Raw genomic sequence first — 17227 nt, 5'->3', positions numbered from 1 at the left:
GCTCAGAGATGCGCTTGAGCCCACGCTCGCACGTCAGCGTAGGGATACGTCTCCAGCGATGCATACCCGGAAATGGTCCGCGCCTTGAGCCTGGTGAACAGCGGCACACTGATCCCGCACAGAAAACGCGTCAGCCGTTCCGCTGAAGGCGCATTGCCGGTCTGTTGCTCGTGCCTGTGGATAAAGTCGCCGCACAACGCCGGGAAGCTTTTATCCACAAGCGCCGGCAATTCCGGAGGCGCCGGCAACCGGGCAATCTGCCCGTGACACACCGAGCAATGCCCGCACTGCTCGGGGGCATTGTGATCGCCGAAATACTCCGCCAGTCGATAGCCCAGGCAGCGCTCGGTGGCGAACAATTCGAGCATCGCGTGAATCCGCGCCACTTCGGTCTGTTCGTGGCGGGAGAAGTAATCATGCAGCTCGCCACTCAAGACCTGGCTGTCGAAGTTGCTGTACAGCACGTTGTACACCTCGGTCATCTGTTTGCTTTCCAGCTCGACCCAGCCCTTTTCCTGGAAGTAATCCAGCGCCTTCACCACGCGGTTGCGCTCGGCCGAATACTGCGAATACATCGCCTCGAAATTCACCGTGGCCCAGGTCCGTGCGCGGCTCGAAGTCTGGATGATCGCTGCGACGAAATCCCTGCGCTCACCCTCGAAACGCTCAAGCAACGCCTCGGGTTCCAGCAGGTACTTGAAACGGTATTCGGCGTAATACGCGTAGCGCGGGGCAATCAGTCCTCGCAGCTCCAGTTGCACCAGCAATGTCTTCAATGGCAGCGCACGGATGTTGCTCTGATCCGCCAACGGCCCGAGCAAAAACTCCCACTGACCTTCAGGTGCAGCGGCCTGCAACTCATCCAGCACATGGCGAATGCCATCGCGCTCCGGCGTGTCGCCGTAGACGAAGTTTTCCAGCACATTGAGGCTGTCGCGGTTGGCCAGCACCAGGCAGTCGGACGGTTGCCCGTCACGCCCGGCGCGGCCGATTTCCTGGCTGTAGTTTTCGATGGATTTGGGCAGGTCGAAATGCACCACGTTGCGGATGTCGCTCTTGTCGATGCCCATGCCGAACGCGATGGTGGCGACGATGCAATTGGACTGCCCGCCCATGAAGCGCTTCTGGATCGCGTCCCGTTGTTCGTGGGGCAGCCCGGCATGGTAAGCCTCGGCCTGAATGCCATTGCGCCCCAGATGTTCGGCGATGTGTTCGGCGGTTTTCTGCAGAGTGACGTAGACGATGCTCGGCTGGCCCGCCCGCTCGGCCATCCATTGCACCAGCCGTCGCCGCTTGTCCTCACCGCGCACCGGCTCCACCAGCAGATTGAGGTTGGGTCGATAGAAACCGGTGGTCACGACGTCTTCGGCGGCGATGGCGAATTTCGCCTGCATGTCGGCGATGACTTTCGGCGTTGCCGTGGCGGTCAGCAGCAGGGTCTGCGGGATGTTGAACTGGCGCTGGTAGTCCGGCAGCTTGAGGTAGTCGGGGCGGAAGTTGTGGCCCCACTCGGAGATGCAGTGCGCCTCATCCACCACCAGCAGCGAGATCGGCACCTGCTGTAAAAAATTGCGAAAGCGCTCGTTCTTCAGGCGCTCGACGGAAATCATCAGGATCTTCAGCTCACCTGAACGGGCGCGGGACATCACATCGTTGGCGTCTTCGCGACTTTGTGCCGAGTCGATGCTCCCCGCCGAAATGCCGTGGCGCCGCAAGAATTCGAGCTGGTCCTGCATCAGCGCCAGCAACGGCGAGACCACCAGCGTCAGGTGTGGCAGCAGGAGAGCCGGCACCTGGTAGCAAAGGGATTTTCCCGACCCGGTGGGAAAGATCGCCGCCGCCGAGCGCCCAGCGAGCACAGCGCTGATTGCCGCTTCCTGACCGGGTCGAAACTGTGGATAACCGAAAACCTGTTCCAGGGTGTTGTGCATTCGCTGTCACTCCGTTGACCGCTGTGATGCCAACAGCCTAGCGGGCGATCGCAGCGAATCGAGAAAAGGTCGGGGGGCAAATCGATACGGGATGATACAGCGTCGGCGGCCACGCCACGGGATCAAACAAATGAAACACTTTGTTCATCGCCGTGTGAATCGACCTGAGGGTAATGTCCGTCACGCGTCGAGCCAGGACGGCCGATGCCCATGGATTTTTATCAAGGAGTGAACATGTCGAACCGTTTGAAACTGCCCTTCGCCCTGATCTTTGCATCCCTGTTACTGAGTGGATGTACGCCCTCTCCCGACAACTTCCCCCCGCCCTGGGCGTCCGCCGTGACAACGGGTGAAACCTCTTCGGCCTGACACCCGCAAAAGCAGCTTTATGGCCGCAAGACAGCCACCCGCAGTTGCTCATCCAGTACCCGCTCATGCACGTCCAGGCTCTTGCTTGCCCATTGTGCATGGGCCGGGCTGATATCACCGGTGAATGCCGCCGCCAGCTGGCGCAGATCGGCGACGCTGCGCACCCGTGGGCAAAACGCTTGTTCGTCGCAATGCTGGCTGGCGTTGCGGTAGGTGTTGAGCAGGCGATCCCACAGACCGTCGCGCACTTGCCGGATCGACTTGAGCTGCATTTGCTGCACGCCCAGTCGTTGCTTGAGTCCCGCTTCGTCCAGCGCTTCACTGGCCAACAGGGCCTTGCCGAAGATCAGCACTTGCGCGCGGGAAGCCGTATCGATGTTGTCCTGAGTGGTGAGCGCTTCCGGCCACCCACTGCGTTCCAGATTGACAAGCGCCAGCCCGTTGGCCGTATCGGAGGCCACTGCCATGCGACAACCACTGGCCCACAGCAAAATGATCGAGGCCATTCGTAGCCACTGCATACCTAATTCCCTTTAAGCGTGTGTCGGACGTCTGGAAACGCCCTACGGATTCTGGCGCGCACCATACAGAGGTTTAACGGGAATCGCCCGACAAACACTTGGGAAATTTCGCTGATCAGGGTTTGGCTGTGAAAAAGCTTGAAAAACACGTAGGGCAAATGCCCGAACCCCGGAAAAACCCCTACGAATTCTGTCCATCGTGGCTGTCTTGTTCCGCTCGAGGGCGTCCTTCTATAGTGGCCGGCGCAACTGAAAGCACTGTATCGGCCCGCCACAGCAACTTCGTAAAGGACACACCCGATCATGAACATGTTCAAACCGCTCAACACCCGATATCGCTCACTCACAACCTGCTATAGCGAAACGCCCGTGCTGGTCATTGATACGGAGGCGGGCCACCTCGATCTCCTCGATGCCGCCGATCAACGGCTGCGTGCAGCCAACAACCTGCTGGAAACTCTTTACTGCCTGTGTTTCAAACAGGCCGATGTGAAAGACATCCCCAACATCGTCAATGCGCTTTATTTATTGACGCAGGACGGCTGTGACTTGCTGGAAGTTGCCAGACAACGAATAAACAATTGACGCCGCCCGCCAAACTTACAAAGTTCGCAACAACCCTTCGCTTCCATTACTGCAAAGCTCAGAACTAGCCTGTTTGCTCTTTCATCAACCAAGAGCAACAACATGACTACGCTGACTATTTTCTTTTGCGGTACAGGTTCCACAAAGTTTGATATTGCCCATGAAAACTATTGGGATGGTGAGCTGGTTTCCACACTCGCCTCCCATCACGCCGGTCGCGAGTTTGCCGAATGGATCGTGGTCGATGGCCCCGGCACCAGCAACCTGCAGGCCGATGATCTGTTCACCAAATCCAAGGACTATGGCCTCAGCGGAACCCTGTTCGGCAAGGGCTGGGAGGAAAACGTCCAGCACGCGATGAACATCATCAAAGGCAAATGCGACTGGCAGCGCGAGCAACTGACCGAAGCGGAATACAATCGCCTGAAAGCTGCAGGCATTCCGATTGAAGATGTAAAGGTCGAGGGTTCCTGGCTATGGCGCAAATATAACTATGGCGAGCGCAGCGTCACGCAACAGAAGTTACAAGAGCAAATCATTAAAACCTTCCGCAAGGACGGTGTCATTCCAACAAAGGTCAATCTCGTGGGCTGGAGCCGTGGCGGCATTAGTTGCCATATGCTGGCCAATGCCATGTTCAACGACAGTGCGCTGAAAAACATTCCGGTGAATATCTTTGCCATTGATCCTGTGCCCGGTATCGGTAACTTTCAGGAACACCGGGTAAAGCTCAACTACAACGTGAAAGAGTACGTGGGCTTTTATGCACGAGACGAACGCTCCAAGGGTTTCAGTTGCGTCATCCCGCAAACCGCGACCGGCACCAAAACCAGCATTTTTCCAATGCCTGGCCGTCACGCCACCCTGGTCGGCAATGCTTCGGCCGATGGCGTCAGTGGTCCGAAGGTTGTGGCCGAACCTGGCCTGATCGTCCGTCACTTTGCCGAGGTGTGCCTGAAACGCTGGGGCACCGTGCTCGACAAGAACCTCAACCTTACTGACGCCGACCTTCGAAACCACACCGCTGTCATCGTCAACGCGGCAGCGAAATACAAGGCCATGGAGAAGTGCTCCTACACCTGGTTCACCGAACTGGATCAGGGTGAACGCTACGTTTCACTGGGCAGCAAAGGCGTCCCGTTCTCGACGGTGAAAGGCACGATCTACACCCCGGCGACCGGGCTGACGACGAGTGTGCTGGATGTTGAGGCGTATCGGGCGATTCGTTGAAAACCGTGACTGATATGTAGGAACGGCCTGCTCGAATCTGCATCCCGTTCCTACACGCAGCGGCGCCTTGTCTTCTATCGGCGCCGTTAGGTCGAAACCTATAGTTGTGACTGTCGCTGCCCAATCAGCGATTCAGGTTTGGTCACCTGAAAAACAGAGATAACTGATGCATGCCCTTGTATGCTGCCGACCTCTTTCTGTCGGCACGCTATATGGCGGGCTGTGTTTGGGACGCTTCGGCGTACCGGGTTATCTCTGCCGGTTTGACCAACTTGAACACAGTCCGCCTCCACCGCTTGGTCACGGTAGCAGCGGTTCATCGATGCCTACAGAGATAGAAAAAATGAAATCATGGAACGAGCTCCACTCCGATCGCTACCGTCCACTCGACTCCAACCTCACCGACACCAAGCCCCTGGTCATCGACACCGATGCCAACCCGCAAGACATCCTCGAATGCGCCGTCCAGCGCCTGCGTGCTTCCAGCGACCTGCTGCAAACCCTCTACTGCCTCTGCTTCAAACACGCCGACGTCGAAGACATCCCGCACATCACCCACGCCCTCTACCTGCTGACCAAAGACGGCTGTGACCTGCTGCAAGTCGCCCAGCAGAAAATGCTCAGCTGGAAAGCCCCGGCCTAACGAATTTCTCGGGCGGGCGTGTTCATGGCTAGAACTGCCTGCCTCTATCTCGAACACTGACGCTGACATTTCTAGCGCAAAACTTTAAGGACCTGAATTTTGCAAACTATTATTGATTGCGTACGATGGGAGCCATTGTTCAACCAAGGGCTTGCTTTCATGACCACTGAAACCATTGATCACAGCACTCTCACGCGACTGTTTGAGAACGGTTCGATCAGTAGCGCACATATCGTCGCCAAGCCCGGTGGCTGGTCGATTCAAGTTCAGCAAGGAAGCAAAGAGTATTCACTGGCAGCGCAACGCAGTGGTCAGGTGCGGCTGTTCAAGCGGTTCGAAACACTGGTGACCTACCTGCAAGGAGTGGGTATCAATCACTTCGATGTGGACGCCTCCAGTTATGATCCTCTTCAAATAAAAACCTATGCTCGCCCTGATCGCGCCGAAGCGATGAAGCAAGCTCATGAAGCCGCTGCATATGAAGAGTGGGTCAAACAACAGGTACAAATCAGCATTGATGACCCAAGACCGAGCGTCAGCGATGAAGACGCTCGCAGGATATTTGCCGCCAAGCGGGACGCCCTGCGTCAGCGAGTACGTTGATGAGGTTGGTCTGGCGCCAAGAGGCGCTGGATGACCGAGACAACATCATGGAGCGTATCGGACAGGAAAATCCCGTTGCAGCGATTGAGCTCGATAAGGTTTTCGAACTGAAAGGAGAAAGCGCTCGCCAGCACCCAACCATATACCGAAAAGGTATCGCGGAAGGCACCCGCGAAATCGTCGTCACCCCAAACTACGTCATCATCTACGCAATCAAAGTTGATGTTGTGGAGGTGCTGCGAGTGCTGCATACCAGACGGCAATGGCCATGATGGCTGGAGAAAAAATGCTTAGGAGTTCGCGGCTCCTTAAGTAGCATTATTCTGGCTGTTTAGCGCGGACTCTGCGGGAATAATGGCAGTTGATCTGACAACGAAGCCCAACCAATCACCCACAAAAAAGCCGCCCCTAAGAGGCGGCTTTTTCATTCACCAGAACTAAGTCTTACAACTTAGGCCCGGCAGCCTTGATCGCGTCGCTCACATCGAACTTCTTGAAGTTCTCGATGAACAGACCGGCCAGTGCTTTGGCAGCTTCGTCGTACGCAGCCTTGTCAGCCCAGGTGTTGCGCGGGTTGAGCAGGTTGGTTTCGACGCCCGGTACGGCCAGTGGCACGTCCAGGTTGATGGTGTCCAGGTGTTCGGTTTCGGCACCGATCAGCGCGCCGCTCTGGATCGCTGCGATCACGGCGCGGGTGGTCGGGATGTTGAAGCGTTTGCCGACGCCGTAGCCACCGCCGGTCCAGCCGGTGTTGACCAGGTAGACCTTGGAGCCGAAGCCCTTGATGCGCTTGATCAGCAGCTCAGCGTATTCGCCAGCCGGACGCGGGAAGAACGGCGCGCCGAAGCAGGTGGAGAAGGTCGACTTGATGCCGCTGCCCGAACCCATTTCAGTCGAGCCCACCAGTGCGGTGTAGCCGGACAGGAAGTGGTAGGCCGCCTGCTCGTTGTTCAGGATCGACACTGGCGGCAGTACGCCGGTCAGGTCGCAGGTCAGGAAGATCACAGCGTTCGGCTCGCCGCCCAGGTTCTTCTCGGAACGCTTGGCAACGTGCTCCAGCGGGTAGGCTGCGCGGCTGTTCTGGGTCAGGCTGACATCGGCGTAGTCGGCGTGCTTGGCATCGTCGATCACGACGTTTTCCAGCACGGCGCCGTGCTTGATAGCTTTCCAGATGACCGGCTCGTTCTTCTCGGACAAGTCGATGCACTTGGCGTAGCAGCCGCCTTCGATGTTGAAGACAACGCCTTCGCCCCAGCCGTGTTCGTCGTCACCGATCAGGTAACGGCTTTCGTCGGCGGACAGGGTGGTCTTGCCGGTGCCAGACAGACCGAAGAACAGGGTCACGTCGCCTGCTTCGCCGATGTTGGCAGCGCAGTGCATTGGCAGCACGTCGGAAGCCGGCAGCAGGAAGTTCTGCACCGAGAACATGGCTTTCTTCATTTCACCGGCGTAACGCATGCCGGCGATCAGCACTTTCTTCTGGGCGAAGTTGAGGATCACGCAACCGTCGGAGTTGGTGCCGTCACGCTCAGGCACGCACTCGAAGTTGGCGACGTTCAGCACTTGCCACTCTTCACGACCGGCCGGGTTGTACTGGGCCGGGTTGATGAACAGGCAACGACCGAACAGGTTCTGCCAGGCAGTCTGAGTGGTCATCTTCACGGCCAGGTAGTGATCTTCGGCCGCGCCTACATGCACGTGGGAAACGAAATGCTCTTGCGCGTTGTTGAACGCCTCGACACGAGCCCACAGCGCGTCGAACTTGTCGGCCGGGAACTTGCGGTTGATCGGGCCCCAGGCAATCGCGTCCTGGGTGGAAGGCTCTTCAACGATGAAACGGTCGACTGGCGAACGGCCGGTGCGGTGACCGGTGCGAACTACCAGAGCGCCGGTATCGGCAAGCTCGCCTTCACCGCGTTTCAGGGCTTCTTTTACCAGATCATCAACACTCAGATCGGTGTACACGGCGTTATTGGCTTGCGTCATGAGGTTCCCCGTCGGCCAGTGGCCGAGTGTGCTCCAAACGTTTTGTAGTAGAAAGTCGTGCACTACTACCGCGAAAAAAGTGGGCCGGATTATGCCAGAAAAGCCCAAAAAGAGTAGGGCCCTCCCGTCGTAACGGCGTTATTCCGTCGTTGAGCAGTGAATTTACCTGCGCTGAACCGTTTTAGTGCCGGGTATCTGACGGCGTCTCGACGCCCGCGCCAGCGAACAATTGAGCGATATCTGCCGCATCGAACAGGTAGCGCTGGTTGCAGAACTGGCAATCGATCTCGACGCTGCCACCCTGTTCGGCCACCAATTGCTGCGCATCTTCCAGACCCAGGCTGACCAGCGCATTGCCCGAACGCTCGCGGGAGCAGCTGCAGTGGAAACGCAATTTCTGCACATCGAACAGTCGGACCTGCTCTTCATGGTAGAGGCGATGCAGAACGGTTTCGTTGTCCAGGCTCAACAGTTCATCAGCGGTCAGGGTATTGCCCAGCGCGGTGATGTGCTGCCAGCTGGCGGCCCGTTCGTCTTCATCTTTCAGGCGATCTGCCGGCAGTTGCTGCAGCAGCAGGCCACGGGCGCGACGGCCATCGGCGCACAGCTTGAAGCGGGTGCCGACCTGCTGGGACATGACGAAGTAGTTGGTGAAGCAGTCGGACAGGGTTTCGCCGTCGAGATCGACGATGCCCTGATAACGCTGGCCGACGGTCGGGTCGATCGTCAGGGCCAGAACGCCGTTGGGCATCAGGTCGGCGAGGGTCGCGTCAGGAGCGATCAGGTCTGCCTCGTAACGGGCCAGGCCTCGGATTTCACGCTCGCTGGAGCACTCGATCATCAGCAGCGGAATCGGGCCTTCGGAGCGTGCCTGAAGAATCAGCAAACCATCGAATTTCAGGGTGCCCACCAGCAACGACGCGGCAGCCATGAATTCGCCCAGCAATTGCGCAACCGGCTCCGGGTACGGGTGCTTGGCGAGCACTTCGGCGTAGCTGCGTTCCAGCGACACCAGTTCGCCGCGCGTGTCGCTGTCATCGAAGATGAAGCGTTGGGTGTAATCGGTATCGAGGAAATCGGTCATAGGTCTAGGTATCTGATTTTAATGACAAAAAGGTTACAAAGAATGAAAATCCCGCGCTTCTGGCATCCATTTTGATGCCTATGTTCAGCCACGGGAGGCATTTTATGAACAATCCGGGTTTGTTCCAATCAAGGTGGAACCTCGGCCGGCTGGTTCTGTGCAATGCGGTGCCATTGGCACTACTGGCTTTCTGGTTATGGCCTACAGGCCAGATGCTGTGTGTGGTTTTCGACGAGTGGCTGTTCCGCTCACTCAATACTCCGCTGGCCAGCAACCCCATATGGCTCCACATCTGGGCAATTGCAAGTCTGCGCCCGTTCGACGTTGTCGTCGGACTGATTCTGCTGACGCTGCTGATCAAGGGCGACTGGGTCTTCAAGGCGATTGACGTACGTCGCGCCTTCTTCGGATTTTTCTCGATCCTGCTGCTGATGGTGGTGATCCGCGCGCTGTTTTCCAAATTCGCCGACCACATGGGCTGGCAGCACAACAGCCCTTCCATGGTGCTCGAAGGCGCCGTCCATATGAGCGACTATTTTCCGCATCTGGAGAAAACCTTTGAGCTGAAGGATCGCTCCAGCCAGAGCTTTCCCGGTGACCACGCTTCGGTGCTGCTGATCTGGGCGTTGTTCATGGGTGTGTTCAGTCGCTCAGCCGGCCAGTTCCTGACGGTCTGGGGCCTGGCGCTGCTGTTCATGTTGCCGCGACTGGTGGCCGGCGCGCACTGGGGCCAGGACGACTACATCGGTGGCCTGCTGCTGGCGGTGTGGGCGTTGGGTTGGGGTTACTACACACCGTTTGCCTATCACGCGGCGAACTTCTGGCTGAAGGTCACCGCGCCGATCTTCGGGCTGCTGAGCAAGTTGCCGGTGGTTTCGCGGATGACTGTCGTGTCCGCACGATAATCGACGACCGCTGAAAAAAATCGCAGCCATTGACGAGTCTTGAGTCAGGACCGGCAGGCTGCGATTTTTTATTCTCCGCCACTGTTCCCACGAAATTTAAACAGATCCCGGCGCTGTTTCTTGCTCGGTTTGCCATCGGTGGTCACGCCCAGCGCGCCAGCCTTGCGCATCGCCGCAGCCGCTTCACGTTTGGCGATACTGGCCTCGGTCTCGGCATAGAGCGTCTGCGCTTCCGGCGCGCCACGACGCACGATCGACAGGGCTTGCACCACAACGGTCTTTTCATCGAAGCCAGTGCGAATCTCGAATTCGTCGCCGATGCGTGGCTCTTTGCCAGGCTTGCAGCGCTCTCCCCGACAATGCACCTTGCCGCTTTCAATGGCGGCTTTGGCCAAGGCACGGGTTTTGAAAAAACGCGCAGCCCACAACCATTTATCGAGACGGACCTTGTCGTCCTCTTCGCTTTTTTGTGCCATGGAATTTCCTCATTCTGAAATATTGATGAACTGTACTACCGTTTCTGTCGTGCCATGAATTGCACCGTCCCGGATTACAATGCGCACATTCCGGGGCGTGCTTGAGATGGCGCCAATCCGGGCCGTAGATATCTGTCGCCTTTTAACCACTATTCTGCGTGAATACCGCAAATCCGGCCCCCTGCGGGCTGATCGGTTTTCACCGGTTGAGCATTTTTTTGAAGACATTTGACCATTTGACCGTTGTCGGTCTGCGCGAGTGGGTGGCGCTCCCGGATCTGGGAGTCGCGGGCCTTCGGGCGAAAATCGACACCGGCGCCAGCACCTCCAGCCTGCACGCCACCGACATCGAGCCGTTCGAACGGGACGGCGAGAAGTGGGTGCGCTTCACCGCGCACCTGGGCACGGTGGTGCAGTTGCGCCACCGGCGTTGCGAAGCGCCGCTGGTCACCCGCAAGACCATCAAGAGTTCCAACGGCCAGGCCCAGGTGCGCTATGTGATCAGTACCACCCTGGCCCTCGGTGATCGGGTCTGGCCGGTCGAGTTCACCCTCGCCTGCCGCAAGTCCATGCGCTATCGCCTGTTGCTCGGTTCCAAAGCCCTGATCGACGGCCAGCTGGTGGTCAATCCGGGCATCAAGTATGTACAAGACAAGCCGGTGTTCCCGGTATCTACCTCCTCCACAGGTGTTGCATGAAGATCGCTGTGCTGTCGCGGAATCCGCGTCTGTATTCCACCCGCCGTCTGGTCGAAGCCGGAACCGAGCGCGGGCATGAAATGGTAGTGATCGATACCTTGCGCGCCTACATGAACATCGCCAGCCACAAGCCGCAGATCCACTATCGCGGCAAACCGCTGGAAGGTTTCGATGCGGTGATCCCGCGGATCGGCGCATCGGTGACGTTCTATGGCTGCGCGGTGCTGCGTCAATTCGAAATGATGGGGGTGTTCCCGCTCAACGAATCGGTTGCCATCGCCCGCTCCCGGGACAAGCTGCGGTCGCTGCAACTGCTGTCACGCCGGGGCATCGGCCTGCCGGTGACCGGGTTCGCCCACTCGCCGGACGACATTCCCGACCTGATCGATATGGTCAACGGCGCGCCGCTGGTGATCAAGGTACTGGAAGGCACTCAGGGCATCGGCGTGGTGCTGTGCGAAACCGCGACGGCGGCGGAGTCGGTGATCGAGGCCTTCATGGGCCTCAAGCAGAACATCATGGTGCAGGAATACATCAAGGAGGCCGGCGGCGCGGATATTCGCTGCTTCGTGGTCGGCGACAAGGTGATCGCGGCGATGAAGCGTCAGGCCAAGCCGGGGGAATTCCGCTCCAACCTGCACCGGGGTGGCAGCGCCAGCCTGATCAAGATCACCCCGGAAGAACGCATGACCGCATTGCGCGCCGCCAAGGTCATGGGCCTGGCGGTGGCGGGCGTGGATATCCTGCGTTCGAATCACGGGCCGCTGGTGATGGAAGTGAACTCGTCACCGGGCCTGGAAGGGATCGAGACCACCACCGGCAAGAATGTGGCGGGGATCATCATCGAACACCTTGAGAAGAATGGCGGGCCGAACATGACTCGCACAAAAGGCAAGGGTTGAACCTTGAATCAGGCGGCCGCCAGGCCGCCTGAAACTTAAACCGCGTCTCGCGGCAACATCAATCCCAGCGGCAAGCGCACCCGCGCCTCCAGCCCGCCACCGGAGCGGTTGCGCAGTTCGACATTGCCACCGTGCATCGAAGCAATCCGTTTCACGATCGCCAGGCCCAGTCCGGTACCCTTCCCGCCCCGCGCACGGTCGCCTCGGGTGAACGGGTTGAAGATCGCTTCAAGCTCGGAAGGATCAATCCCCGCCCCACGGTCCATCACGCTCAGCACCACGTACGGTGCGCTGGTGTCGCCGGACACATAGGCCGCCACGTCCACGCTACCGCCGGCATGATTCAACGCGTTGCCGATCAGGTTGTTCAGCAGACGTTTCATCGACACCCGACGCAGCGGGAACGGCTGGATCGGCTCCAGACGCAAACGCACTTTCTCTTCACTCTGGTTGTACGGTGCCGCGACTTCTCGCACCAGATCGCTCAGGTCCACTTCTTCCACGGACTCGTCCCGACCATCGCGAATGAACGCGAGGAACTGGTCGAGAATCGCGTCCATGTCTTCGATGTCGCGCACCATGTCGTCGGTCAGGTCGGTGCGGTCGCCCATCAGTTCAAGCGACAGTCGCAATCGGGTCAGCGGTGTACGCAGGTCGTGGGAAACCCCGGCGAGCATCAGTTCTCGTTCACGTCCAGCCTGCTCGACGTCCTCGGCCATCTGGTTGAAGGCGCGATAAACCTCGGTCATTTCGCTGGGTGTATCGCTGATCGGCAGGCGCACGCTGCGACCCTGACCGAGTTGACGCGCGGCATACACCAGACGCTTCAACGGCTGGTTGAGCTGGCTGACAAAGATCCATGCTGACGCGGTCGAGAGCAGTCCAATGGCGAGGAACCAGCCGAGCACGTTCCAGATTTTCTGGCCGCGCAACGGATGCGGGTACAACGGCACTTTCAGCCACCCGTCACCCAGGCTCGGCGCGCGCACCCACAACGCCGGTGGCGAATGCATGCGCAGTCGAACCTCGGTGTCCGCCCCCAGTTCCGCCTGCATCTGCCGCTGGTAGATTTCGCTGTACGGCCAGTGCTGTTCGCCTTCCGGCACACCGGCGCCCACGACCCGGATCAGGGTCGCGGCATCGGCGATCTTCGCGCGGTTTTCTTCATCGGCGGCCCAATAGGCACGCAGCGTCAGGGCGACGCCATGGCTGTATTGACGATCCACCAGCACGTCCTCGTTCATCAACAGATAAACCAGAGTCAGTGCCTTGGAGAACAATACGACGATGAGCACCAGCCACAGGGTGCGGGAGAAGAAGCTTTGGGGGAACCAGACAGGGGTTTTCATGGATAACCGCTACGCACTTGCAGGAGCGAGCAATGCTCGCATATTGCGGATAACGAGTCTGCGGAGCCGGCACTTTCGACCGTTTCCCGCAGACCCGCTCCTACAAATCACCCGTCACTTGGTGGAGTTGCCATCCGGCACGAACACATAACCCACGCCCCAGACAGTCTGGATGTAGCGCGGCTTGGACGGATCGGGTTCGATCATCCGGCGCAGACGGGAAATCTGCACGTCGATGGAACGCTCCAGGGCATCCCACTCCCGGCCACGGGCCAGGTTCATCAGCTTGTCGCGGGTCAGCGGCTGACGGGCGTTCATCACCAGGGCCTTGAGTACCGCAAACTCACCGGTGGTGAGCATGTGCACTTCGTCGCCGCGCTTGAGTTCGCGGGTGGCCAGGGACAGTACGTAGTCGCCGAACGTGACGTTCTCTTCTTCGCTGCCCGGCGCGCCCGGCACCGGTGCGGCCTGACGGCGCAGCACGGCTTTGACGCGGGCCATCAGCTCGTCCGGGTTGAACGGCTTGGCCAGGTAATCGTCGGCGCCCAGTTCCAGGCCCTTGATCCGGCTCAGCTCGTCGCCCTTGGCAGTGAGCATGATGATCGGGATCTGATTGTTCGCGCCACGCAGGCGACGGCAAGCGGTCAGGCCGTCTTCGCCCGGCAGCATCAGGTCGAGAACGACCAGGTTGAACACTTCACGGGACAGCAGACGATCCATCTGCTCGGTGTTCGGTACGGCGCGGGCACGGTAGCCCTTGCTGACGAAGAAGCGTTCCAGCAGGCTGCTCAGCCCCGGATCGTCGTCAACAATAAGAATTTTTTCGCCTTCAGCAGTTTGTGCAGTGCTGCTCATTGGATGCTCCTTTTAGCTCGGCGCGCATTATGGCGTAGCTGCCGTTATACGCACCGTGTGCATTGTTAGCAGATTTTTCCTTCACTGCCAGAAAACCGGGGCTTGAGCCTACAGACCGTGTCGCCCCCGAATGACAGAACGCCGGTTATAATGCGCGGCCTTTTGTGCCAGGCAACGTCTGAATCGTTACCGCAGGTGGCCGTCCTTTATTTTCATGGGCGCCGCAGTAATTGTTCGATTTCACGGGTCAATGGGATGCCTTTTGACCCAGGCAGCGGCAAGCGTCAGGCCGCCCCACCAGACTCCGGGCCCTTATTTATGCGCCTGCGAGCCTGCTTTCACAATTTGTCAGGTGGTTTTATGGACAGCATCAACAGCCGCATCGCCGAGGAACTCGGCGTACGCCCGCAACAGGTCGAAGCGGCCGTCGCGCTACTCGATGAAGGCTCTACCGTTCCCTTCATCGCCCGTTACCGGAAAGAAGTGACCGGCAGCCTCGATGACACTCAGCTGCGTCATCTGGAAGAGCGTCTGCGCTACCTGCGAGAACTCGACGAACGGCGCATCAGCATCCTTTCCAGCATCCAGGAGCAGGGCAAACTCACCCCTGAGCTGGAGCGCGAAATCAAACTCGCCGACACCAAGACCCGCCTCGAAGACTTGTACCTGCCGTACAAGCAGAAGCGCCGCACCAAGGGCCAGATCGCCCTGGAAGCCGGCCTCGGCGAGCTGGCCGACGGTCTGTTCAACAACCCATCGCTGGCGCCGGAAACCGAAGCCGCACGCTTCATCGACGCCGAAAAAGGCGTGGCCGACGCCAAGGCTGCCCTGGAAGGCGCCAAGTACATCCTCATGGAGCGCTTCGCCGAAGACGCCAACCTGCTGGACAAACTGCGCAACTATTTGAAGCAGGAAGCCACCCTCAGCGCCCGCGTGATCGCCGGCAAGGAAGAGGAAGGCGCCAAGTTCCGCGATTACTTCGAACACGACGAACCACTGAAAAGCATGCCGTCGCACCGCGCGCTGGCGATTTTCCGTGGCCGCAACGAAGGCATTCTCAGCTCTGCACTGAAAGTCGGCGAAGAACTGCCGGGCACCCTGCACCCGTGCGAAGGCATGATCGGCCAGCACGTCGGCATCCAGAACCAGAACCGTCCGGCCGACAAATGGCTGGGTGAAGTGGTGCGCTGGACCTGGAAGGTCAAGCTCTACACCCACCTGGAAACCGACCTGCTCGGCGAGCTGCGCGACGGCGCCGAAACCGAAGCGATCAACGTCTTCGCCCACAACCTGCACGACCTGCTGCTGGCCGCCCCGGCCGGCCCGCGCGCCACTCTGGGCCTCGACCCGGGCCTGCGCACCGGCTGCAAGGTCGCGGTGGTCGACTCCACCGGCAAGCTGCTGGATCACGCCACGGTTTACCCGCACGTGCCGCATAACAAGTGGGATCAGACCATCGCCATCCTGGCCGCCCTGTGCGCCAAGCACTCGGTCGATCTGATCGCCATCGGCAACGGCACCGCCAGCCGTGAAACCGACAAGCTGGCCATTGAACTGATCAAAAAATATCCAGCGATGAAAATGACCAAGGTCATGGTCTCCGAAGCCGGCGCATCGGTGTATTCGGCATCGGAACTGGCAGCCAAGGAATTCCCGGATCTCGACGTGTCGATCCGTGGCGCGGTCTCGATTGCCCGCCGTCTGCAGGATCCACTGGCCGAGCTGGTGAAGATCGATCCGAAATCCATCGGTGTCGGCCAGTACCAGCACGACGTGTCGCAGCTGAAACTGGCGCGCGGTCTGGACGCTGTGGTCGAGGACTGCGTGAACGCCGTGGGCGTGGACGTGAACACCGCGTCCGTGGCGCTGCTGGCGCGGATCTCCGGCCTCAACGCGACCCTGGCGCAGAACATCGTGACTCACCGTGACGAGCACGGCGCGTTCAAAACCCGTGCCGCGCTGAAGAAAGTCGCACGTCTGGGCGAGAAAACCTTCGAACAGGCCGCCGGCTTCCTGCGCGTGATGAACGGCGACAACCCGCTGGACTCTTCGGCCGTTCACCCGGAAGCCTATCCGCTGGTGCAGCGCATCGCCGCTGAAACCGACCGCGACATCCGCTCGCTGATCGGCGACGCCTCGTTCCTCAAGCGTCTGGATCCGAAGAAGTTCACCGACGAGACCTTCGGCCTGCCAACCGTCACCGACATCCTCCAGGAACTGGAAAAGCCGGGCCGCGATCCGCGTCCGGAGTTCAAGACCGCCGAGTTCCAGGAAGGCGTCGAAGACCTGAAGGACCTGCAACTGGGGATGATCCTCGAAGGCGTGGTGACCAACGTGACCGCGTTCGGCGCATTCGTTGACATCGGCGTGCACCAGGACGGTCTGGTACACATCTCGGCGCTGTCGGAGAAGTTCATCAAGGATCCGCGCGAAGCGGTGAAGGCCGGTGATGTGGTGAAAGTGAAGGTCATGGAAGTCGACATCCCGCGCAAACGCGTCGGCCTGTCGATGCGCATGAGCGACACTCCGGGCGAGAAAATCGACGGCGCCCGTGGCTCGCGTCCGGGCTCGGCGCCACGCCAGTCGCAGGGTTCGGCTCCGCGCAAGGAAAGCACTCCGGCGGCTCCAGCCAATAACGCGATGGCGTCGCTGTTCGCCAACGCCAAGCAGTTGAAGAAACGCTGATGGAGATTCCGGCCGGGCTCGTCGAGAGCGCGTTTTTCAAGCTGTTGGGCTGCCGCCTGCACAGCCTGGAAACCGGGGTGGCGCAAGTCGCCCTGGTGCTGGAACCGGAACTGCGCAACCGCGGCGGCAAGCTGCACGGCGGCGCGCTGTTCAGTCTGGTCGATATCGCCATGGGGCTGGCCTGCTCCAGCACCCACGGCTTTGACCAGCAGAGCGCGACCATCGAGTGCAAGATCAACTACATCCGCGCCGTCTCCGAAGGCGAGGTGATGTGCACGGCGCGGGTGATCCACCCGGGCCGGCGCACGCTGGTGGTCGAAGCCGACGTGATGCAGGGCGACAAACTGGTCGCAAAAGCGCAAGGCACGTTCGCTGTCCTGTAGCTACTCGTCATCGATTTGAGTT

Annotated in this window: 17 protein-coding genes; 10 read left to right on the top strand and 7 right to left on the bottom strand. The window is 59.5% G+C overall.

What is annotated here, in order from left to right; all coding sequences use genetic code 11:
• Positions 1-2: 2 nt before the first annotated feature.
• Positions 3-1931, bottom strand: coding sequence for an ATP-dependent DNA helicase RecQ (locus IF189_RS01395; protein ID WP_192552711.1), 1929 nt, complete (start codon positions 1929-1931; stop codon positions 3-5).
• Positions 1932-2317: 386 nt separating this feature from the next.
• Positions 2318-2821, bottom strand: coding sequence for a polysaccharide deacetylase (locus IF189_RS01390; RefSeq protein ID WP_192552710.1), 504 nt, complete (start codon positions 2819-2821; stop codon positions 2318-2320).
• A gap of 303 nt (positions 2822-3124) precedes the next feature.
• Between IF189_RS01390 and IF189_RS01385 the strand changes: the two genes are divergently transcribed.
• From IF189_RS01385 to IF189_RS01365, 5 genes are all read left to right on the top strand, one after another.
• On the top strand, positions 3125-3406 hold the full coding sequence (locus IF189_RS01385; RefSeq protein ID WP_134825144.1) for a hypothetical protein: 282 nt from the start codon (positions 3125-3127) through the stop codon (positions 3404-3406).
• A gap of 102 nt (positions 3407-3508) precedes the next feature.
• Positions 3509-4636 (top strand): hypothetical protein, encoded by a 1128-nt coding sequence (locus IF189_RS01380; RefSeq protein ID WP_134825143.1) that lies wholly within the window; start codon positions 3509-3511, stop codon positions 4634-4636.
• Between the two features lie 343 nt (positions 4637-4979).
• Entirely contained in the window at positions 4980-5279 is a 300-nt protein-coding gene (locus IF189_RS01375; RefSeq protein WP_085712718.1) for a hypothetical protein, read from the top strand.
• A gap of 159 nt (positions 5280-5438) precedes the next feature.
• Entirely contained in the window at positions 5439-5882 is a 444-nt protein-coding gene (locus IF189_RS01370) for a hypothetical protein (protein ID WP_134825142.1), read from the top strand.
• A complete protein-coding gene (locus IF189_RS01365) occupies positions 5882-6154 on the top strand; it encodes a type II toxin-antitoxin system RelE/ParE family toxin (protein WP_192552709.1) in 273 nt (90 codons plus the stop codon). Before IF189_RS01370 ends, IF189_RS01365 begins: the two co-directional genes overlap by 1 nt.
• A gap of 172 nt (positions 6155-6326) precedes the next feature.
• Here IF189_RS01365 and IF189_RS01360 read toward each other — a convergent pair whose 3' ends face one another.
• Positions 6327-7868, bottom strand: coding sequence for a phosphoenolpyruvate carboxykinase (locus IF189_RS01360; protein ID WP_085733328.1), 1542 nt, complete (start codon positions 7866-7868; stop codon positions 6327-6329).
• A 181-nt stretch (positions 7869-8049) separates the two neighbouring features.
• Positions 8050-8952 (bottom strand): Hsp33 family molecular chaperone HslO, encoded by a 903-nt coding sequence (gene hslO / locus IF189_RS01355; RefSeq protein WP_134825140.1) that lies wholly within the window; start codon positions 8950-8952, stop codon positions 8050-8052.
• A gap of 104 nt (positions 8953-9056) precedes the next feature.
• Between hslO and IF189_RS01350 the strand changes: the two genes are divergently transcribed.
• Positions 9057-9857 carry a phosphatase PAP2 family protein gene (locus IF189_RS01350; RefSeq protein ID WP_134825139.1) on the top strand — a complete coding sequence of 267 codons (801 nt, stop codon included), beginning with the start codon at positions 9057-9059 and terminating at the stop codon, positions 9855-9857.
• A gap of 68 nt (positions 9858-9925) precedes the next feature.
• Here IF189_RS01350 and IF189_RS01345 read toward each other — a convergent pair whose 3' ends face one another.
• Positions 9926-10333 carry an RNA-binding S4 domain-containing protein gene (locus tag IF189_RS01345; protein ID WP_085712712.1) on the bottom strand — a complete coding sequence of 136 codons (408 nt, stop codon included), beginning with the start codon at positions 10331-10333 and terminating at the stop codon, positions 9926-9928.
• Between the two features lie 278 nt (positions 10334-10611).
• On the opposite strand from IF189_RS01345, the gene IF189_RS01340 reads away from it, so the two are divergent.
• The gene (locus IF189_RS01340) at positions 10612-11031 is read left to right on the top strand and encodes an ATP-dependent zinc protease (protein WP_240789107.1); all 420 of its coding nucleotides are present in this window, start codon (positions 10612-10614) and stop codon (positions 11029-11031) included.
• On the top strand, positions 11028-11933 hold the full coding sequence (rimK, locus tag IF189_RS01335) for a 30S ribosomal protein S6--L-glutamate ligase (RefSeq protein ID WP_007949201.1): 906 nt from the start codon (positions 11028-11030) through the stop codon (positions 11931-11933). Before IF189_RS01340 ends, rimK begins: the two co-directional genes overlap by 4 nt.
• Before the next feature lie 35 nt (positions 11934-11968).
• Here rimK and IF189_RS01330 read toward each other — a convergent pair whose 3' ends face one another.
• Both IF189_RS01330 and ompR read right to left on the bottom strand, forming a co-directional pair.
• Positions 11969-13282 (bottom strand): ATP-binding protein, encoded by a 1314-nt coding sequence (locus IF189_RS01330; RefSeq protein ID WP_085712711.1) that lies wholly within the window; start codon positions 13280-13282, stop codon positions 11969-11971.
• Between the two features lie 114 nt (positions 13283-13396).
• Positions 13397-14137: a two-component system response regulator OmpR gene (ompR, locus tag IF189_RS01325; protein ID WP_007952694.1), complete on the bottom strand. Its 741-nt coding sequence runs from the start codon at positions 14135-14137 to the stop codon at positions 13397-13399.
• A gap of 360 nt (positions 14138-14497) precedes the next feature.
• On the opposite strand from ompR, the gene IF189_RS01320 reads away from it, so the two are divergent.
• The gene (locus IF189_RS01320) at positions 14498-16822 is read left to right on the top strand and encodes a Tex family protein (RefSeq protein WP_134825138.1); all 2325 of its coding nucleotides are present in this window, start codon (positions 14498-14500) and stop codon (positions 16820-16822) included.
• A complete protein-coding gene (locus tag IF189_RS01315; RefSeq protein ID WP_085712709.1) occupies positions 16822-17205 on the top strand; it encodes a PaaI family thioesterase in 384 nt (127 codons plus the stop codon). Before IF189_RS01320 ends, IF189_RS01315 begins: the two co-directional genes overlap by 1 nt.
• Positions 17206-17227 lie beyond the last annotated feature (22 nt).

The organism is Pseudomonas sp. IzPS59 (assembly GCF_014863505.1).
Lineage (GTDB): Bacteria > Pseudomonadota > Gammaproteobacteria > Pseudomonadales > Pseudomonadaceae > Aquipseudomonas > Aquipseudomonas kribbensis.
This window is presented reverse-complemented; position numbering and strand designations above follow the sequence as displayed.